Raw genomic sequence first — 13,670 nt, 5'->3', positions numbered from 1 at the left:
GGCGCCCGCCCGGGGTCAGCCGTTGTGGTCGGGGTGCGACCCGGTGCGCTCGCCGGTCTCGATGCCCGCGACGGCGGCGAGGTCGCCGGCGTCGAGCTCGAAGCCGAAGACGTCGAGGTTGGCGCGGATGCGCGACGGCGTGACCGACTTCGGGATCACGACGAGCCCCTGCTGCAGGTGCCAGCGGATCGTCACCTGGGCCGGGGTGACCCCGTGCTTCGCGCCGATGCGCACCAGGGCGGCGTTGTCCAGGATGCGCCCTCGCGCCAGCGGCGACCACGCCTCGGTGACGATGCCGTGGGTGGCGTCGAAGTCGCGCAGCTCGCGTTGCTGCAACCACGGGTGCGCCTCGACCTGGTTGATGGCCGGCACGACGTCGGTCTCGGCCATCAGGCGCTCGAGGTGCGCGATCTGGAAGTTGCTCACGCCGATCGAGAGCGCGCGGCCCTCGGCCCGGATCGTCTCGAGCGCGCGGTAGGTCTCGACGTACTTGTCCTGCCGCGGAGCCGGCCAGTGGATGAGGTAGAGGTCGACGTGGTCGGTGCCGAGCTTCGTCAGGCTCTCGTCGAACGAGCGGAGCGTCTCGTCGTAGCCGTGCGCGGTGTTCCAGACCTTGGTCGTGAGGAACACCTCGTCGCGCGGCACGCCCGAGGCCCGCAGGGCCCGTCCCACGCCCCGCTCGTTGGCGTAGAACTCGGCCGTGTCGAGATGGCGGTACCCCTCGGCGAGGGCGGTCTCGACCACCCGCTCGGCCTCGTCGTCGGCGACCTTGTAGACGCCGAGGCCGAGCTGCGGGATCGTGCGGCCGTCGTTGAGGGTGATCTGGGGCACGTCGATGGAGGGCATGCCCCAACTCTGCCAGCGACCGGACGACGCGTGTCGCACGCGGCGGGCGACCGTCCGGTGAACGGTGCGTGCCGGGCCCGTCGCCCGATGGACGAGGAGGCGCGGGTCAGCTCGTCTGGACCGGCACCGGTTCGGTGTCGGGCAGGGGGCTGGCGTCACGGCCGCGGAGATCGGGCAGCGCCTTGTGGAACGCGGCCCCGACGATCATGCCGACGAAGGCGAAGCAGGCGGCGACGATGAGCCCGCCCTGGCCGCCGACGTGGTCGATCGCGAAGCCGGCGATGGCCGAACCCAGGGCCGAGCCGATCAGCTGGCCGGTGCCGGCCCAGCCGTAGGCCTCGGCCGTGTCGCTGAACTTCACGCTCGACGAGACGATCGCGAACATCACGGCCAGGGCGGGTGCGATGCCGACGCCCGCGATCAGCAGCGTGATGCTGATCGGCCAGAGGCCCGTCGCGAAGATCGCGAGGGTCATGCCCACGAACACGATGGCGATGCGGCGGGCGAGCGCCCACGGGCCGACCGGGACGTGCCCGAGGGCGAGACCGCCGACCAGCGACCCCGCGGCGAAGATCGCCAGGGCGATGCCCGAGTCGGCGCTCCCCTCGCCGAAGAGCGCGACGACGCCCGCCTCGACCGCGGCGCAGGCGCCGATGAGCAGGAATCCGGCGACGGTCGCGAGCAGCACGGTCGGCCGGGCCAGCACCTTGCCGAAGGCCCGCTTGCTGCGGGGGATGCGGACGCGTCCGACCTCGGGCGAGGCGATGAACCAGATGCCGCCGCCGACCAGGAACGCGGCCGCGAGCCAGATCGCCTCTCGCGTGCCGACCTGCGTGCCGACGAAGGTCGTGATGACCGGACCGGCGACCCAGATGATCTCTTGCGCGGACGCGTCGAGGGAGAAGAGGGGGGTGAGCTGGTTCGAGGTGACCATCTTCGGGTAGATGGTGCGGACGGCCGGCTGGATGGGGGGCACGCTGAGGCCCGTCACGAAGCCGAGCGCCATGAACACCGGCACCGAGAAGTCGTACAGGGTGAAGGTGACCATCGTGATGAGGCAGACCACCAGGGTCAGGGTGAGCACGGGGCGCATCGCCCAGCGGCCCATCCACCGGCTGGTGAGCGGCCCCGAGATCGCCTGACCGATGCTCGTCGCGGCGAGGACGAGACCGGCCGCGGCGTACGAGTGGTGGACGTGCTCGACGTGCAGCAGGAACGCGAGCGACAGCATGCCGAACGGGAAGCGCGCGGTCAGCTGGGCCGCGATGATGCGCGAGACGCCGGGCGTCTTCAGCAGGGTCGAATAGGTGCTCACGAGGGGACAAGTCTACGAGTGGGTCCGCGGTCCGCGACACGCCGTGGTCCCGAACTGGGGACATCCGTCGACGAGTGTCGGTGGTGGGGACGAACATGTGGAGAACGGCCCAGAACCGGGGAGAACCGCCCCCGTTCTGTGCAAAACGTGTGCGGTTCCCTGTGGACAACTCCGCGAGACGAACTACAGGCGTGTAACACCGCATCTAGTTGTGGGGGCAACCCCGGGCCACTAGATGTAGTATCGAGGAGTCGCCACGGGCACCACGACCCGCAGGCTCACGAACCACCGATCCGGCCTCAGGGGCCGGCCAGAACACAGGGGATCCCATGGCCATCACCGTCTACACCAAGCCGTCCTGCGTCCAGTGCACGGCCACCTACCGAGCCCTCGACAACAAGGGAATCGAGTACGACGTGCTCGACGTCACGGCCGACGACGCCGCCCTCGAGAAGGTCCGCGCCCTCGGCTACATGCAGGCCCCCGTGGTCATCGCCGACGACGACCACTGGAGCGGTTTCCGCCCCGACAAGATCGCCGCGCTGGCCGCCAAGGTCGACTAGTCGACCGGGCGCGCAGCGCCCCACCAGTCGGATGACCCGGGGCTCGGGCCCACACCACGTCGGAGGCGAGGACTCGTCATGACGAACGAACTCGTCTACTTCTCGAGCGTCTCGGGCAACACCGACCGCTTCGTCAAGAAGCTCGGCCTGCCGGCCCGGCGCATCCCGCTGTTCCCGTCCGAGCCACCGCTCCACGTCCGTGACCCCTACGTCCTCGTCCTGCCGACCTACGGTGGCGGCGAAGGACGAGGCGCCGTCCCGAAGCAGGTCATCCGGTTCCTCAACGACGAGGGCAACCGGCGCCTCATCCGAGGCGTGATCGCGGCGGGCAACACCAACTTCGGAGAGGGCTACTGCCTGGCCGGTGACATCGTCGCCGCCAAGTGCGACGTTCCCCTTCTCTACCGTTTCGAAGTCTTCGGAACACCAGACGACGTACAAGCCGTACACACAGGATTGGAAGAATTTTGGACGCAGCAGTCGATGACCTCGAAGTGATCGCCGCCCCGGGGCAGGGTCTCAGCTCGGGGATGGACTACCACTCCCTGAACGCGATGCTGAACCTCTACGGTCCGTCCGGCGAGATCCAGTTCGAGAAGGACCGCGAGGCGGCGAAGCAGTACTTCCTGCAGCACGTCAACCAGAACACGGTCTTCTTCCACAACCTGCGTGAGCGTCTCGACTACCTCGTCGAGAACGAGTACTACGAGCTCGCCACCATCGAGCAGTACGACTTCGCCTTCATCGAGAAGCTGAACGACCTCGCCTACTCGAAGAAGTTCCGCTTCCAGACCTTCCTCGGCGCGTTCAAGTACTACACCTCGTACACGCTCAAGACGTTCGACGGCAAGCGCTACCTCGAGCGCTTCGAGGACCGCGTCGTCATGACCGCCCTCGGCCTCGCCCAGGGCGACGAGAAGCTGGCCGTCGACCTCGTAGAAGAGATCATCGCGGGCCGGTTCCAGCCGGCCACGCCGACCTTCCTCAACACGGCGAAGGCCCAGCGCGGCGAGCTCGTCAGCTGCTTCCTGCTGCGCATCGAAGACAACATGGAGTCCATCTCGCGCGGCATCAACTCGTCGCTGCAGCTGTCGAAGCGCGGTGGCGGCGTCGCCCTGTCGCTCTCGAACATCCGCGAGGCCGGCGCCCCGATCAAGCAGATCGAGAACCAGTCGTCGGGCATCATCCCCGTCATGAAGCTGCTCGAAGACAGCTTCAGCTACGCCAACCAGCTCGGTGCCCGCCAGGGTGCCGGTGCGGTGTACCTCAGCGCACACCACCCCGACATCATGCGGTTCCTCGACACCAAGCGGGAGAACGCCGACGAGAAGATCCGCATCAAGACGCTGTCCCTCGGCGTCGTCGTGCCCGACATCACGTTCGAGCTCGCCAAGAACAACGAAGACATGTACCTCTTCTCGCCGTACGACGTCGAGAAGGTCTACGGCGTCCCCTTCGGCGACGTCGCGATCAGCGAGAAGTACCGCGAGATGGTCGCCGACTCGCGCATCAAGAAGACCAAGATCAAGGCGCGCGACTTCTTCCAGACGATCGCCGAGATCCAGTTCGAGTCGGGTTACCCCTACATCGTGTTCGAGGACACGGTCAACAAGGCGAACCCGATCAAGGGTCGCATCAACATGTCGAACCTGTGCTCCGAGATCCTGCAGGTCAACACGCCGACGACCTTCAACGAAGACCTCTCGTACAACGAGATCGGCAAGGACATCAGCTGCAACCTCGGCTCGATGAACATCGCCCTGTCGATGGACGCCCCCGACCTCGGCAAGACCGTCGAGACCGCGATCCGTGGCCTCAGCGCCGTCAGCGACATGAGCCACATCACGTCGGTCCGCTCGATCGAGGTCGGCAACGACCAGTCGCACGCCATCGGCCTCGGCCAGATGAACCTGCACGGCTACCTCGCCCGCGAGCGGGTGCACTACGGCACGCCCGAGGCGATCGACTTCACGAACATCTACTTCTACACGGTGCTGTTCCACGCCCTGCGCGCCTCGAACACCATCGCGATCGAGCGTGGCGTCACCTTCGGCGGCTTCGAGGACTCGACCTACGCGTCGGGCACCTTCTTCGACAAGTACACCGAGACCGAGTGGAAGCCCGAGACCGAGCGGGCGGCGGCACTGTTCGCCGACGCCGGCGTCGCCATCCCCACGCAGGACGACTGGCTCGCGCTCAAGGCCAGCATCATGCAGCACGGCATCTACAACCAGAACCTCCAGGCCGTGCCGCCGACCGGGTCGATCTCGTACATCAACCACTCGACGTCGTCGATCCACCCGATCGCGTCGAAGATCGAGATCCGCAAAGAGGGCAAGCTCGGTCGCGTGTATTATCCGGCGCCGTTCATGACGAACGACAACCTCGAGTACTACACCGACGCCTACGAGATCGGGCCCGAGAAGATCATCGACACCTACGCCGCGGCGACGCAGCACGTCGACCAGGGCCTGTCGCTCACGTTGTTCTTCAAAGACACGGCGAGCACGCGCGACATCAACAAGGCGCAGATCTACGCATGGCGCAAGGGCATCAAGACGATCTACTACATCCGCCTCCGCCAGCTCGCGCTCGAGGGCACCGAGGTCGACGGCTGCGTCAGCTGCATGCTCTAGGCGCTTCGCCTCGAGTCCTTGCGCCATCCGGCGCGGGCCGGTCTCGACGACCGGCCCGCGCCTCCTGAACTCACATTCCTGCTCCTGAAAGGCACGTCATGACCCTCACCGATCCGGTCCACGCCACCGGCAAGTCGGTCCCGCTGATCTCGTCGGTCAGTGCGATCAACTGGAACCGCATCCACGACGACAAGGACGTCGAGGTCTGGAACCGGCTGGTCAACAACTTCTGGCTGCCCGAGAAGATCCCGCTGTCGAACGACGTCCAGTCGTGGAACACCCTCACGCCCGAAGAGCAGCAGATGACGATGCGGGTCTTCACCGGCCTGACGCTGCTCGACACCATCCAGGGCACCGTCGGCGCGATCAGCCTGATCCCCGACGCGATCACCCCGCACGAAGAAGCCGTCTACACGAACATCGCGTTCATGGAGTCGGTGCACGCCAAGAGCTACTCGTCGATCTTCTCGACCCTCGCGTCGACCCCCGAGATCGACGACGCCTTCCGCTGGTCGACCGAGAACGTCAACCTGCAGAAGAAGGCCCAGATCGTCCTCGACTACTACACGGGCGACGACCCTCTGAAGCGCAAGGTCGCCTCGACGCTGCTCGAGTCGTTCCTGTTCTACAGCGGCTTCTACCTGCCGATGTACTGGTCGTCGCGCGCCAAGCTGACCAACACGGCCGACCTCATCCGCCTCATCATCCGCGACGAGGCCGTGCACGGGTACTACATCGGCTACAAGTTCCAGAAGGGTCTCGAAGGCGCCTCGGACGAGCGCAAGCAAGAGATCAAGGACTACACGTTCAACCTGCTCTTCGAGCTCTACGAGAACGAGATCCAGTACACGCAAGACCTCTACGACGGCGTCGGCCTCAGCGAAGACGTCAAGAAGTTCCTGCACTACAACGCCAACAAGGCGCTGATGAACCTCGGCTACGAGCCGATGTTCCCCAAAGAGACGACCGACGTGAACCCGGCGATCCTGTCCGCGCTCTCGCCGAACGCCGACGAGAACCACGACTTCTTCTCGGGGTCGGGTTCGTCGTACGTCATCGGCAAGGCCGTCAACACCGAAGACGAGGACTGGGACTTCTGACCCACCCCCGCACCACGCAACAGGCGTCGCCCATCCCGGGCGGCGCCTGTTCTGCGTCCGGTCCGACCTCGCTCGGCCTCAGTCGGCGAGCAGCGCCGCACGAATCGCGGCGATGCCGATCCGCACCTCGGCGAACGAGGTGCTGAGCGGCGACAGTCCGATGCGCAGCGCGTCGGGGTTGCGGAAGTCAGGGACGACACCGGCCTCCCAGAGCCGCGCCACGATCGACCGGAACGAGTCGTGCGTGATCGTGACGTGGCTGCCGCGGCGGTCCGGTTCGCGAGGCGTCGCGACGGTCACCCCGAGCGGCACGAGCCAGGCGTCGACGAGGTCGAAGGCGTAGTCGGTCAGGGCGAGCGACTTCGACCGGATGGCATCGATGCCGGCCTCGTCGATCAGGTCGAGCATGTCGTGCATCGCGAGCATGCCCATCACCGGGGGAGTGCCGCTGATGAACCGCCGGATGCCGGTCGCCGGCTGGTACCCGTCGGCCATGGCGAACACGTCGGCGGCGCCCATCCACCCCTGGATCGGCTGGTCGAGCTCGGGCAGCAGCGAGGCGCGGGCGTAGACGAACGCGGGGGCTCCCGGCCCACCGTTCAGGTACTTGTAGGTGCAGCCGACGGCGAGGTCGACGCCCCACTCGTCGAGCTGCATCGGCACGACGCCGACGCTGTGGCAGAGGTCGGCCAGCACGAGACCGCCCGCCTCGTGCACGAGCGTCGTGATCGCGGGCAGGTCGACCAGCCAGCCCGATCGATACGACACGTGGTTCACCAGCAGCAGTGCGGTGTCGGGCCCGACGACGTCGCGCACCTGCGACACGGTCACGCCGGTCGCCTTGTCGACGGCGATCCAGCGGATCGTGGCCCCGTGCTCGCGGGCGATGCCCTCGACGACGAAGCGGTCGGTCGGGAACTGGTCGTCGTCGATGACGATCTCGTGGCGGTCGGGCCGGGCCCGCAGGCCCGCGCGGATCGCCTTGTAGAGCAGCACGGTCGTCGAGTCGGCCACGACCGTCTGGCCCGGGGCGGCACCGAGGCAGGCCGCCGCGATGCGGTCGCCGAGCTCGGTCGGCAGGGCCATCCAGCGTTCGTCCCACGAGCGGATCAACCGCGTGCCCCAGGCGCCCTCGACGAACTCGGACAGCCGCGACAGCGTGGCGGTCACGGGCCGCCCGAGCGAGTTGCCGTCGAGGTACGACACCACGTCGACGGCCGGTACGAACCGGTCGACGTACGACGCCAGCGGGTCGGTGGCGTCGAGCGGGCCGGCGGGATGCGCCGAGGCCTGCTCGTCGGGGTCGGTGGCGTCGAAGGGGTAGGCGAGCGGATCGGTCATCGGGTCTTCTCCTCGAGGGCGACGGCGAGCAGCTCGTCGGCGGTCAGTGCGGTCGCGCGGGCGAGCCAGGCGGCCCGTTCGTCGGAGGCCGCGGAGGCGCGGGGCGCGTCGGCGATCCAGGTCACGCGGGTGAACGGCAGGCGCGCACCGCCGGTGGGCCCGGCGACGTCGGGGGCGAGGGCGTCGAGCAGGCCAGCCAGCCCGAAGCCGGCCCGACCCATCGCGCGCAGCTCGCGTTCGTTCACCCCGAGCGGAAGGTCGCCGTTGCCGAGGTCGGTGCCGTAGAGCACCCGGCCCCCGGCGGCCCGGAACCGCGACAGGTTGTCGACGGCCGTCTCGTGCGCGACCCCACCGAGACCGTAGCCATGGATGTCGAGCGTGCTCACCCACGTCGTGGACGCGGCCAGCCGGGCGATGAGGTCGTCGTCGAGCCGTTCGCTGAAGGGCGTGTGGGCGAGCCGGTCGACCCCGGCGTCGGCCGCGCGTGCCGCCTGGCCGACGCCCTGGACGTGGGCGACCACGGGCAGGTCGAGCCCGTGTGCGGCGTCGACGACGGCGGCCAGCATCGCGTCGTCGAGGACGGGGCCGACGTCGGAGTTCAGGGCGACCTTGACGATCGAGGCGCCGAGGGCGTGCTGCTGCTCGACGAGCCGGGCCGCGCGGCGCAGCCGGGTCGAGGCGCAGAGGCCGCCGACCGGGAGGGAGGCGCGGGGCGGCGCCCAGCCCGCCCGGCTCGGGTACCCGCCCGGCGCCGTGATCAACCCGCCGGCGATCGCCACCTCGGGCCAGCCGTCGCGACCCGACCGGCCGAGCCAGCCGGAGGCGACCGTCGGGTCCCACCCGAGGTCGACGACCCGCGAGATGCCGCCGACGGGCAGCTGCGTGGCGTCGATCAAGCCGAGGTGGACGTGCGAGTCGGTGAAGGGGGCGAGCACGGTGCCCGGCACGTGGGGCAGCTCGGCGCCGGCCAGGGTGTCGGCGTCGTGCGCGTCGGCCGATCCGGCGAAGACCACGCCGTGGGCGTCGAGGCGCAACAGGCTGCGACCGGACCACCGGCCCGACCAGGCGTGGTCGACCGTGACGAGCCGCGCCTCCTGGTCCATGACCCGACCCTATTCGTGCGTGCTGCCCGTGCCCTGCAGGCCCGCCCGCGTCCGGGGACGACGAGGCGGGCTCGCAGGGTGGGTGACGACGAGGCGGGCTCGCAGGGTGGGTGCCGAGGAGGCGCGACTCAGCCGGGCAGGACGGCCCGCGAGCACCGCGCCACGTAGGGCAGGCGGATGAGGTCGGCGCCGCGGGTGTCCGGGTGCGTGTCGAGCAGCCGCTCGACGTCGCGCAGCAGGGCCGCGCGGTCGTCGGGCGAGAGCGTGATGACGTAGCTGCGCGACGCGATCATGGCGAGGAACTCGTCGCGACCCAGCTCGTGCACCCAGGGGACGTCGTACCGCTCGACGGTGCCGAACGGCGCACCGACGACGGGGGCGTCCGACCCCATGTCGCGCTCGCGGGGTTGGCGCATCACCCGGCTGAGCTCCGCCAGCCACGGCACGGACTCGTCGCGGATGTTCCAGACGAGGCCGAGGGTGCCGCCGGGACGCAGGACGCGGGCGATCTCGGGCACGGCGCGGGCGGGGTCGACCCAGTGCCAGGCCTGCGCGACGAGGACAGCGTCCACCGAGTCGTCGCCGAGGGGGATGTCCTCGGCCGACCCGGCGACCGACGTCGCTCCGGGGACGACCTGCTCGAGGGTCGCGCGCATGCCCGGCGACGGCTCGACGGCCGTGACCGACGGGGCACGGTCGAGCAGCAGACGGGTGAGCTTGCCCGTGCCCGCCCCCAGGTCGACCACGTGACAGGCGCCCTCGGGCAGCAGCCAGTCGACGGCGTCGAGGGGGTACGACGGGCGACCCCTCTCGTAGACGTCGGCGGCCAGCCCGAACGAGGCGGCGAGGTCGGAATCGGGTCGTGCGGGGTCGAAGCCGTGGGCGGCCGGATCGAACCCCTCCTGCAGTGGTTGATGTGTCACCGGAACACTGTCGCACGTCACGATCCGTCACACACCCTCTGTTACGTCGGCCTCGGGCGCAGCATGGAGGGGATGACTTCCTCGCTGCCTCCGACCCCTTCGTCCCCGCGTCCGACCCGTCCCCTGCGGGTCGTCGCGGTGTCCGGCACCCTCAGCACGCCGTCGAAGACCGACGCCCTCGTGCACGAGATCGTGACGGCGCTGGGCGACGTCCTGCCGATCGAGGCGCACGTCATGCGGGTCAGCGAACTCGGCCCCCTGTTCGCCGGCGCGCTCACCCGGGACCAGCTCGACGAGCGGGTCGAGCGCGAGCTGGTCGCCATCGAGACCGCCGACCTGCTGATCGTCGCCTCGCCCGTCTACCGCGCCTCCTTCACCGGGCTGTTCAAGCACCTGTTCGACTTCGTCGAGCAGTACGCGCTCGTGGACGTGCCCGTGCTGCTCGCCGCGACGGGGGGCAGCGAGCGCCACGCGCTGATCATCGAGCACGCGTTGCGACCGCTCTTCGGGTTCTTCCAGGCCCTCACCCTGCCGCTGGGCGTCTACGCGCACACGACCGACTTCACGGCGACCGGAGGCGCGGAGAAGTACGCGGTCACGGCCCCTCTGCTGCAGGAGCGCATCCGCCACGCGATCCAGCGCGGCCTGCCGCTGATCCGCTCGAGCATCGCCGAGAAGGGGCGCATCGAGCAGACCCTCGACGACGGCGACGCGCGCGACGAACTGACGGTCGGCGACCTGCGCGCCGACGAGCTCGACGTCACGACCCCGACGCGCCTGTTCAGCTGAGCGCGACCCGAAGGCGGGGCAGCCGCTCCGGGATGCCCACCGGTATCGTGATCGTCGTGAACCCCGACCCGACTCCCCGTGGCCCGTCCGTCGCCCGCGCCGAGATCCGCGACAGCGAGGCACAGCGCCGTCTCGGCCTGTTGCCCTCCGGCGTGCTGCCGGGGCGTGCGGCCCGATGGGTGGACGACGGCGTGGACGACCTGTCCGTGCTCGCGCTCGCCGAGGCACAGACCAGCACCGACGACGCCCGTGAGGCGCTCCTCGCCCAGGCGGCCGTCGACCTCGGCCTCGGCTTCGGCTCGGTGCGCGAGGCGCGTGCCCATCACGGTCAGCGCGTCGTCGAGTCGATGACGGCCGCGTCGGCCCCTGCCGACGCCCTGGGCTTCTCGAACGGCTTCACCGACACCATCGAGGAGTCGGTGCGCGACAGCATCGCCCGCCTCTTCAAGCCCCGCGGCTGATCCGGGGCGTCGACGCGACCGGACGCAGGAGGCGCGGTGCCGGTCGTGACCGGCACCGCGCCTCCTGCGGTCGTGCCGTGGGTCAGGCCTTGCCGACCTCGAGCTCGACGACCGCCCACGAGAGGGCGGGCAGGCGGAGGCGCGCGGTGCCGCCGTCGACCGTGACGCCGGTCAGCGGCACGAGGCCCACGGTGTCCTGCGCGTTCTCGGTGTTGGACGAGAAGCGGTCCCCGCCCTCGGGGACGGCCAGGACCTCGGCGCGGGTGACGCGTCCGCCGCTGAAGCCGCGCAGGGCGACCTCGACGTCGGCCGCCTCGTCGAGACCGCGGTTGGCGAGGAAGAACGCGACCGTGCCGGCCTCCTCGTCGTAGGTGGCGCTGACGTCGACCAGGTCGGCGTCGCCGTACTTCTCGGTGTCGACCTTGTCACTCGTGACGAGGGTGCGCAGGATCTGCCCGGTGGCGAGCGCGGCCATGCGGGCGAACGGCCAGAAGATCGACTGACGCCACGCGGGTCCGCCGGCCTCGCTGCGGATCGGCGCGATGACGTTGACGAGCTGCGCCTGGTTGGCGATCTTGACCCGGTCGCCGTGACGCAGCAGCGAGTTGAGGAACGTTCCGACCACGACCGCGTCGGTGACGTTGTACTGGTCCTCGATCAGCCGGGGGTGCTCGCGCCAGCCCTTCGACACGTTGTGCGGCTGGTCGTCCGAGTCGAGGCCCGTCTGGTACCAGACGTTCCACTCGTCGAACGAGATGTCGACCTGCTTCGTGTGCTTGCCGGCGGCCTTGACGCCGTCGATCGTCGACACGACCTCCTCGATGAACGCGTCCATGTCGACGGCCGTCGCGAGGAAGCTCTTGGCGTCGCCGTCGTGCTCCTGGTAGTACGCGTGCATCGACACGTAGTCGACCTCGTCGTAGGCGTGCGTCAGGACCTCGTGCTCCCAGGTGCCGAAGGTGGGCATGCCGCGGCCCGAGCTGCCGACGGCGACCAGCTCGATCGAGTCGTCGACGAACTTCATGGCCTTGGCGGCCTCCTGGGCGAGGCGGCCGTACTCGGTGGCCGTCTTGTGGCCGATCTGCCACGGGCCGTCGAGCTCGTTGCCGAGGCACCAGAGCTTGATGTCGAAGGGGTCCTTGGCGCCGTTGGCGATGCGGCGGTCGCTCAGCGCGGTGCCGCCGGGGTGGTTGGCGTACTCGACGAGCTCCCGGGCGGCGTCGACGCCCCGGGTGCCGAGGTTGACGGCCTCCATCACCTCGGTGCCGGCGAGCTTCGACCACGCGACGAACTCGTGCAGGCCGAAGGCGTTGGTCTCGACGGTGTGCCAGGCGCCGTCGAGGCGACGGGGGCGCTGGTCGACCGGGCCGACGCCGTCCTCCCAGTCGTACCCCGAGACGAAGTTGCCGCCGGGGTAGCGGATGACGGTGGCGCCGAGCTCCTTGGTGAGGTCGAGGACGTCCTGGCGGAAGCCGTTCTTGTCGGCGGTGGGGTGACCGGGTTCGTAGATGCCGGTGTAGACGCAGCGGCCCATGTGCTCGACGAACGAGCCGAACAGGCGGCGGGGGACCGGGCCGATGGTGAACTCGCGGTCGACGGTGATGCGGGCGGTGGACATGGGTCTCCTAGGTGAGGGGATCGGCGTGCGTGTGGTGGGGACGAGGAGGCGCGGTGCGGCAGGGCGGTCGCGTCCGGGGCGGTCGGATCACTGACCCCCGAACCCGGTGGTCGAGATGCCCTTGATGATCTGCCGCTGGAAGAACAGGAACACGAGGATGAGCGGCAGGGCGGCGAGGACCGCGGCGGCCATGTTCTGCGCGTACTGGATGCCGTAGGCGCTCTCGATGGTCTGCAGGCCGACCGGCAGGGTGAGCAGCGACGCGTCGTTCGTGACGATGAACGGCCACAGGAAGTTGTTCCAGGCGCCGATGAACACGAAGATCGACACCGCGCCGAGGATGGGGCGCGACAGCGGCAGCAGGATCGTGAAGAAGACCCGGATGCGCCCCGCGCCGTCGACGCGGGCTGCGTCCTCGAGCTCGATCGGCACCTGGTCGAAGAACTTCTTCAGCACGAACACCATCGCCGGGGCGATCGCCTGCGGCAGGATGATGCCCCAGTACGTGTCGACCATGTCGAAGGCGAGCATCTGGTAGAAGAGCGGCACGATCAGCACCTGCGGCGGGATGATGATCGACGCGATCGTCGCGACGTACAGCCACTTCTTGCCCCGGAAGTCGAGGCGCGAGAAGGCGTAGGCGACGAGGGCCGAGGTGGCCACGACGATCAACGTGATGACGATCGAGGTGAACAGGCTGTTGAACAGCCACACCGGGATGTTGCCCTGTTCGAGCACCCCGCGGTAGGCGTCCAGCGTGAAGCCGCCGGCCGGGATCCAGGTCTGCGGCGTCGCCGCGGCGTCGGTCTCGCTCTTGAACGAGGTGGCGAGGGACCACAGGAACGGCAGCAGCCAGAGGACGGCGAGCACGACCAGGATGGCCACGCTGAGCACGGCCATCGGGCCGAACGGCTTCTGGCCGGGCTTGTGGCCCTTCCGGCCCCGGCCGGCGGTGGGGGCCGGAAGGGCCACAAG

General features: G+C 69.2%; 13 protein-coding genes. 6 read left to right on the top strand and 7 right to left on the bottom strand.

Features of this window, described 5'->3' with window-relative positions; all coding sequences use genetic code 11:
• Nucleotides 1-15: 15 nt before the first annotated feature.
• Nucleotides 16-846 carry an aldo/keto reductase gene (locus tag ARTHRO9V_RS11435; protein WP_056048963.1) on the bottom strand — a complete coding sequence of 277 codons (831 nt, stop codon included), beginning with the start codon at nt 844-846 and terminating at the stop codon, nt 16-18.
• 106 nt (nt 847-952) lie between these two features.
• Nucleotides 953-2,161: an MFS transporter gene (locus ARTHRO9V_RS11430; RefSeq protein ID WP_159827257.1), complete on the bottom strand. Its 1,209-nt coding sequence runs from the start codon at nt 2,159-2,161 to the stop codon at nt 953-955.
• A 329-nt stretch (nt 2,162-2,490) separates the two neighbouring features.
• On the opposite strand from ARTHRO9V_RS11430, the gene nrdH reads away from it, so the two are divergent.
• The 4 genes from nrdH to nrdF all read left to right on the top strand — a co-directional run bounded on the left by nrdH (nt 2,491) and on the right by nrdF (nt 6,460).
• Entirely contained in the window at nt 2,491-2,724 is a 234-nt protein-coding gene (gene nrdH, locus ARTHRO9V_RS11425; protein WP_043596549.1) for a glutaredoxin-like protein NrdH, read from the top strand.
• Between the two features lie 78 nt (nt 2,725-2,802).
• Nucleotides 2,803-3,222: a class Ib ribonucleoside-diphosphate reductase assembly flavoprotein NrdI gene (gene nrdI, locus ARTHRO9V_RS11420; protein WP_056048957.1), complete on the top strand. Its 420-nt coding sequence runs from the start codon at nt 2,803-2,805 to the stop codon at nt 3,220-3,222.
• A gap of 32 nt (nt 3,223-3,254) precedes the next feature.
• Complete coding sequence (nrdE, locus tag ARTHRO9V_RS11415) at nt 3,255-5,360, top strand: class 1b ribonucleoside-diphosphate reductase subunit alpha (protein ID WP_123571747.1); 2,106 nt, start codon at nt 3,255-3,257, stop codon at nt 5,358-5,360.
• 98 nt (nt 5,361-5,458) lie between these two features.
• Complete coding sequence (gene nrdF / locus ARTHRO9V_RS11410; RefSeq protein ID WP_056048952.1) at nt 5,459-6,460, top strand: class 1b ribonucleoside-diphosphate reductase subunit beta; 1,002 nt, start codon at nt 5,459-5,461, stop codon at nt 6,458-6,460.
• Between the two features lie 78 nt (nt 6,461-6,538).
• Here nrdF and ARTHRO9V_RS11405 read toward each other — a convergent pair whose 3' ends face one another.
• From ARTHRO9V_RS11405 to ARTHRO9V_RS11395, 3 genes are all read right to left on the bottom strand, one after another.
• Nucleotides 6,539-7,801, bottom strand: coding sequence for a kynureninase (locus ARTHRO9V_RS11405; RefSeq protein WP_159827254.1), 1,263 nt, complete (start codon nt 7,799-7,801; stop codon nt 6,539-6,541).
• The gene (locus ARTHRO9V_RS11400; protein WP_159827251.1) at nt 7,798-8,904 is read right to left on the bottom strand and encodes an amidohydrolase; all 1,107 of its coding nucleotides are present in this window, start codon (nt 8,902-8,904) and stop codon (nt 7,798-7,800) included. Before ARTHRO9V_RS11400 ends, ARTHRO9V_RS11405 begins: the two co-directional genes overlap by 4 nt.
• Before the next feature lie 128 nt (nt 8,905-9,032).
• Nucleotides 9,033-9,827, bottom strand: coding sequence for a class I SAM-dependent methyltransferase (locus tag ARTHRO9V_RS11395; RefSeq protein WP_123571636.1), 795 nt, complete (start codon nt 9,825-9,827; stop codon nt 9,033-9,035).
• 72 nt (nt 9,828-9,899) lie between these two features.
• Between ARTHRO9V_RS11395 and msuE the strand changes: the two genes are divergently transcribed.
• Both msuE and ARTHRO9V_RS11385 read left to right on the top strand, forming a co-directional pair.
• Entirely contained in the window at nt 9,900-10,616 is a 717-nt protein-coding gene (gene msuE / locus ARTHRO9V_RS11390) for an FMN reductase (RefSeq protein ID WP_159827248.1), read from the top strand.
• Nucleotides 10,617-10,648: 32 nt separating this feature from the next.
• On the top strand, nt 10,649-11,077 hold the full coding sequence (locus ARTHRO9V_RS11385; protein ID WP_056048939.1) for a hypothetical protein: 429 nt from the start codon (nt 10,649-10,651) through the stop codon (nt 11,075-11,077).
• 82 nt (nt 11,078-11,159) lie between these two features.
• On the opposite strand, the gene ARTHRO9V_RS11380 is transcribed toward ARTHRO9V_RS11385, so the two are convergent.
• Both ARTHRO9V_RS11380 and ARTHRO9V_RS11375 read right to left on the bottom strand, forming a co-directional pair.
• A complete protein-coding gene (locus ARTHRO9V_RS11380) occupies nt 11,160-12,695 on the bottom strand; it encodes an alpha-N-arabinofuranosidase (RefSeq protein ID WP_159827245.1) in 1,536 nt (511 codons plus the stop codon).
• A gap of 87 nt (nt 12,696-12,782) precedes the next feature.
• Nucleotides 12,783-13,667, bottom strand: a complete 885-nt coding sequence (locus ARTHRO9V_RS11375) for a carbohydrate ABC transporter permease (protein ID WP_236557095.1) — start codon at nt 13,665-13,667, stop codon at nt 12,783-12,785.
• Nucleotides 13,668-13,670: the final 3 nt, after the last annotated feature.

The sequence above is a fragment of the Frigoribacterium sp. 9N genome (assembly GCF_902506305.1).
Lineage (GTDB): Bacteria > Actinomycetota > Actinomycetes > Actinomycetales > Microbacteriaceae > Frigoribacterium.
Note: the sequence above shows the minus strand (reverse complement) of the source record. Positions and strands in the feature narration are given on the sequence as shown.

Bases quoted from the DNA above. Each gene is read 5' to 3' on its own strand.
- ARTHRO9V_RS11435 (WP_056048963.1), bottom strand. From the start codon at position 846: ATGCCCTCCATCGACGTGCCCCAGATCACCCTCAACGACGGCCGCACG.
- nrdH (WP_043596549.1), top strand. From the start codon at position 2,491: ATGGCCATCACCGTCTACACCAAGCCGTCCTGCGTCCAGTGCACGGCC.
- nrdI (WP_056048957.1), top strand. From the start codon at position 2,803: ATGACGAACGAACTCGTCTACTTCTCGAGCGTCTCGGGCAACACCGAC.
- nrdE (WP_123571747.1), top strand. From the start codon at position 3,255: ATGGACTACCACTCCCTGAACGCGATGCTGAACCTCTACGGTCCGTCC.
- nrdF (WP_056048952.1), top strand. From the start codon at position 5,459: ATGACCCTCACCGATCCGGTCCACGCCACCGGCAAGTCGGTCCCGCTG.
- ARTHRO9V_RS11405 (WP_159827254.1), bottom strand. From the start codon at position 7,801: ATGACCGATCCGCTCGCCTACCCCTTCGACGCCACCGACCCCGACGAG.
- ARTHRO9V_RS11400 (WP_159827251.1), bottom strand. From the start codon at position 8,904: ATGGACCAGGAGGCGCGGCTCGTCACGGTCGACCACGCCTGGTCGGGC.
- msuE (WP_159827248.1), top strand. From the start codon at position 9,900: ATGACTTCCTCGCTGCCTCCGACCCCTTCGTCCCCGCGTCCGACCCGT.
- ARTHRO9V_RS11385 (WP_056048939.1), top strand. From the start codon at position 10,649: ATGCCCACCGGTATCGTGATCGTCGTGAACCCCGACCCGACTCCCCGT.
- ARTHRO9V_RS11380 (WP_159827245.1), bottom strand. From the start codon at position 12,695: ATGTCCACCGCCCGCATCACCGTCGACCGCGAGTTCACCATCGGCCCG.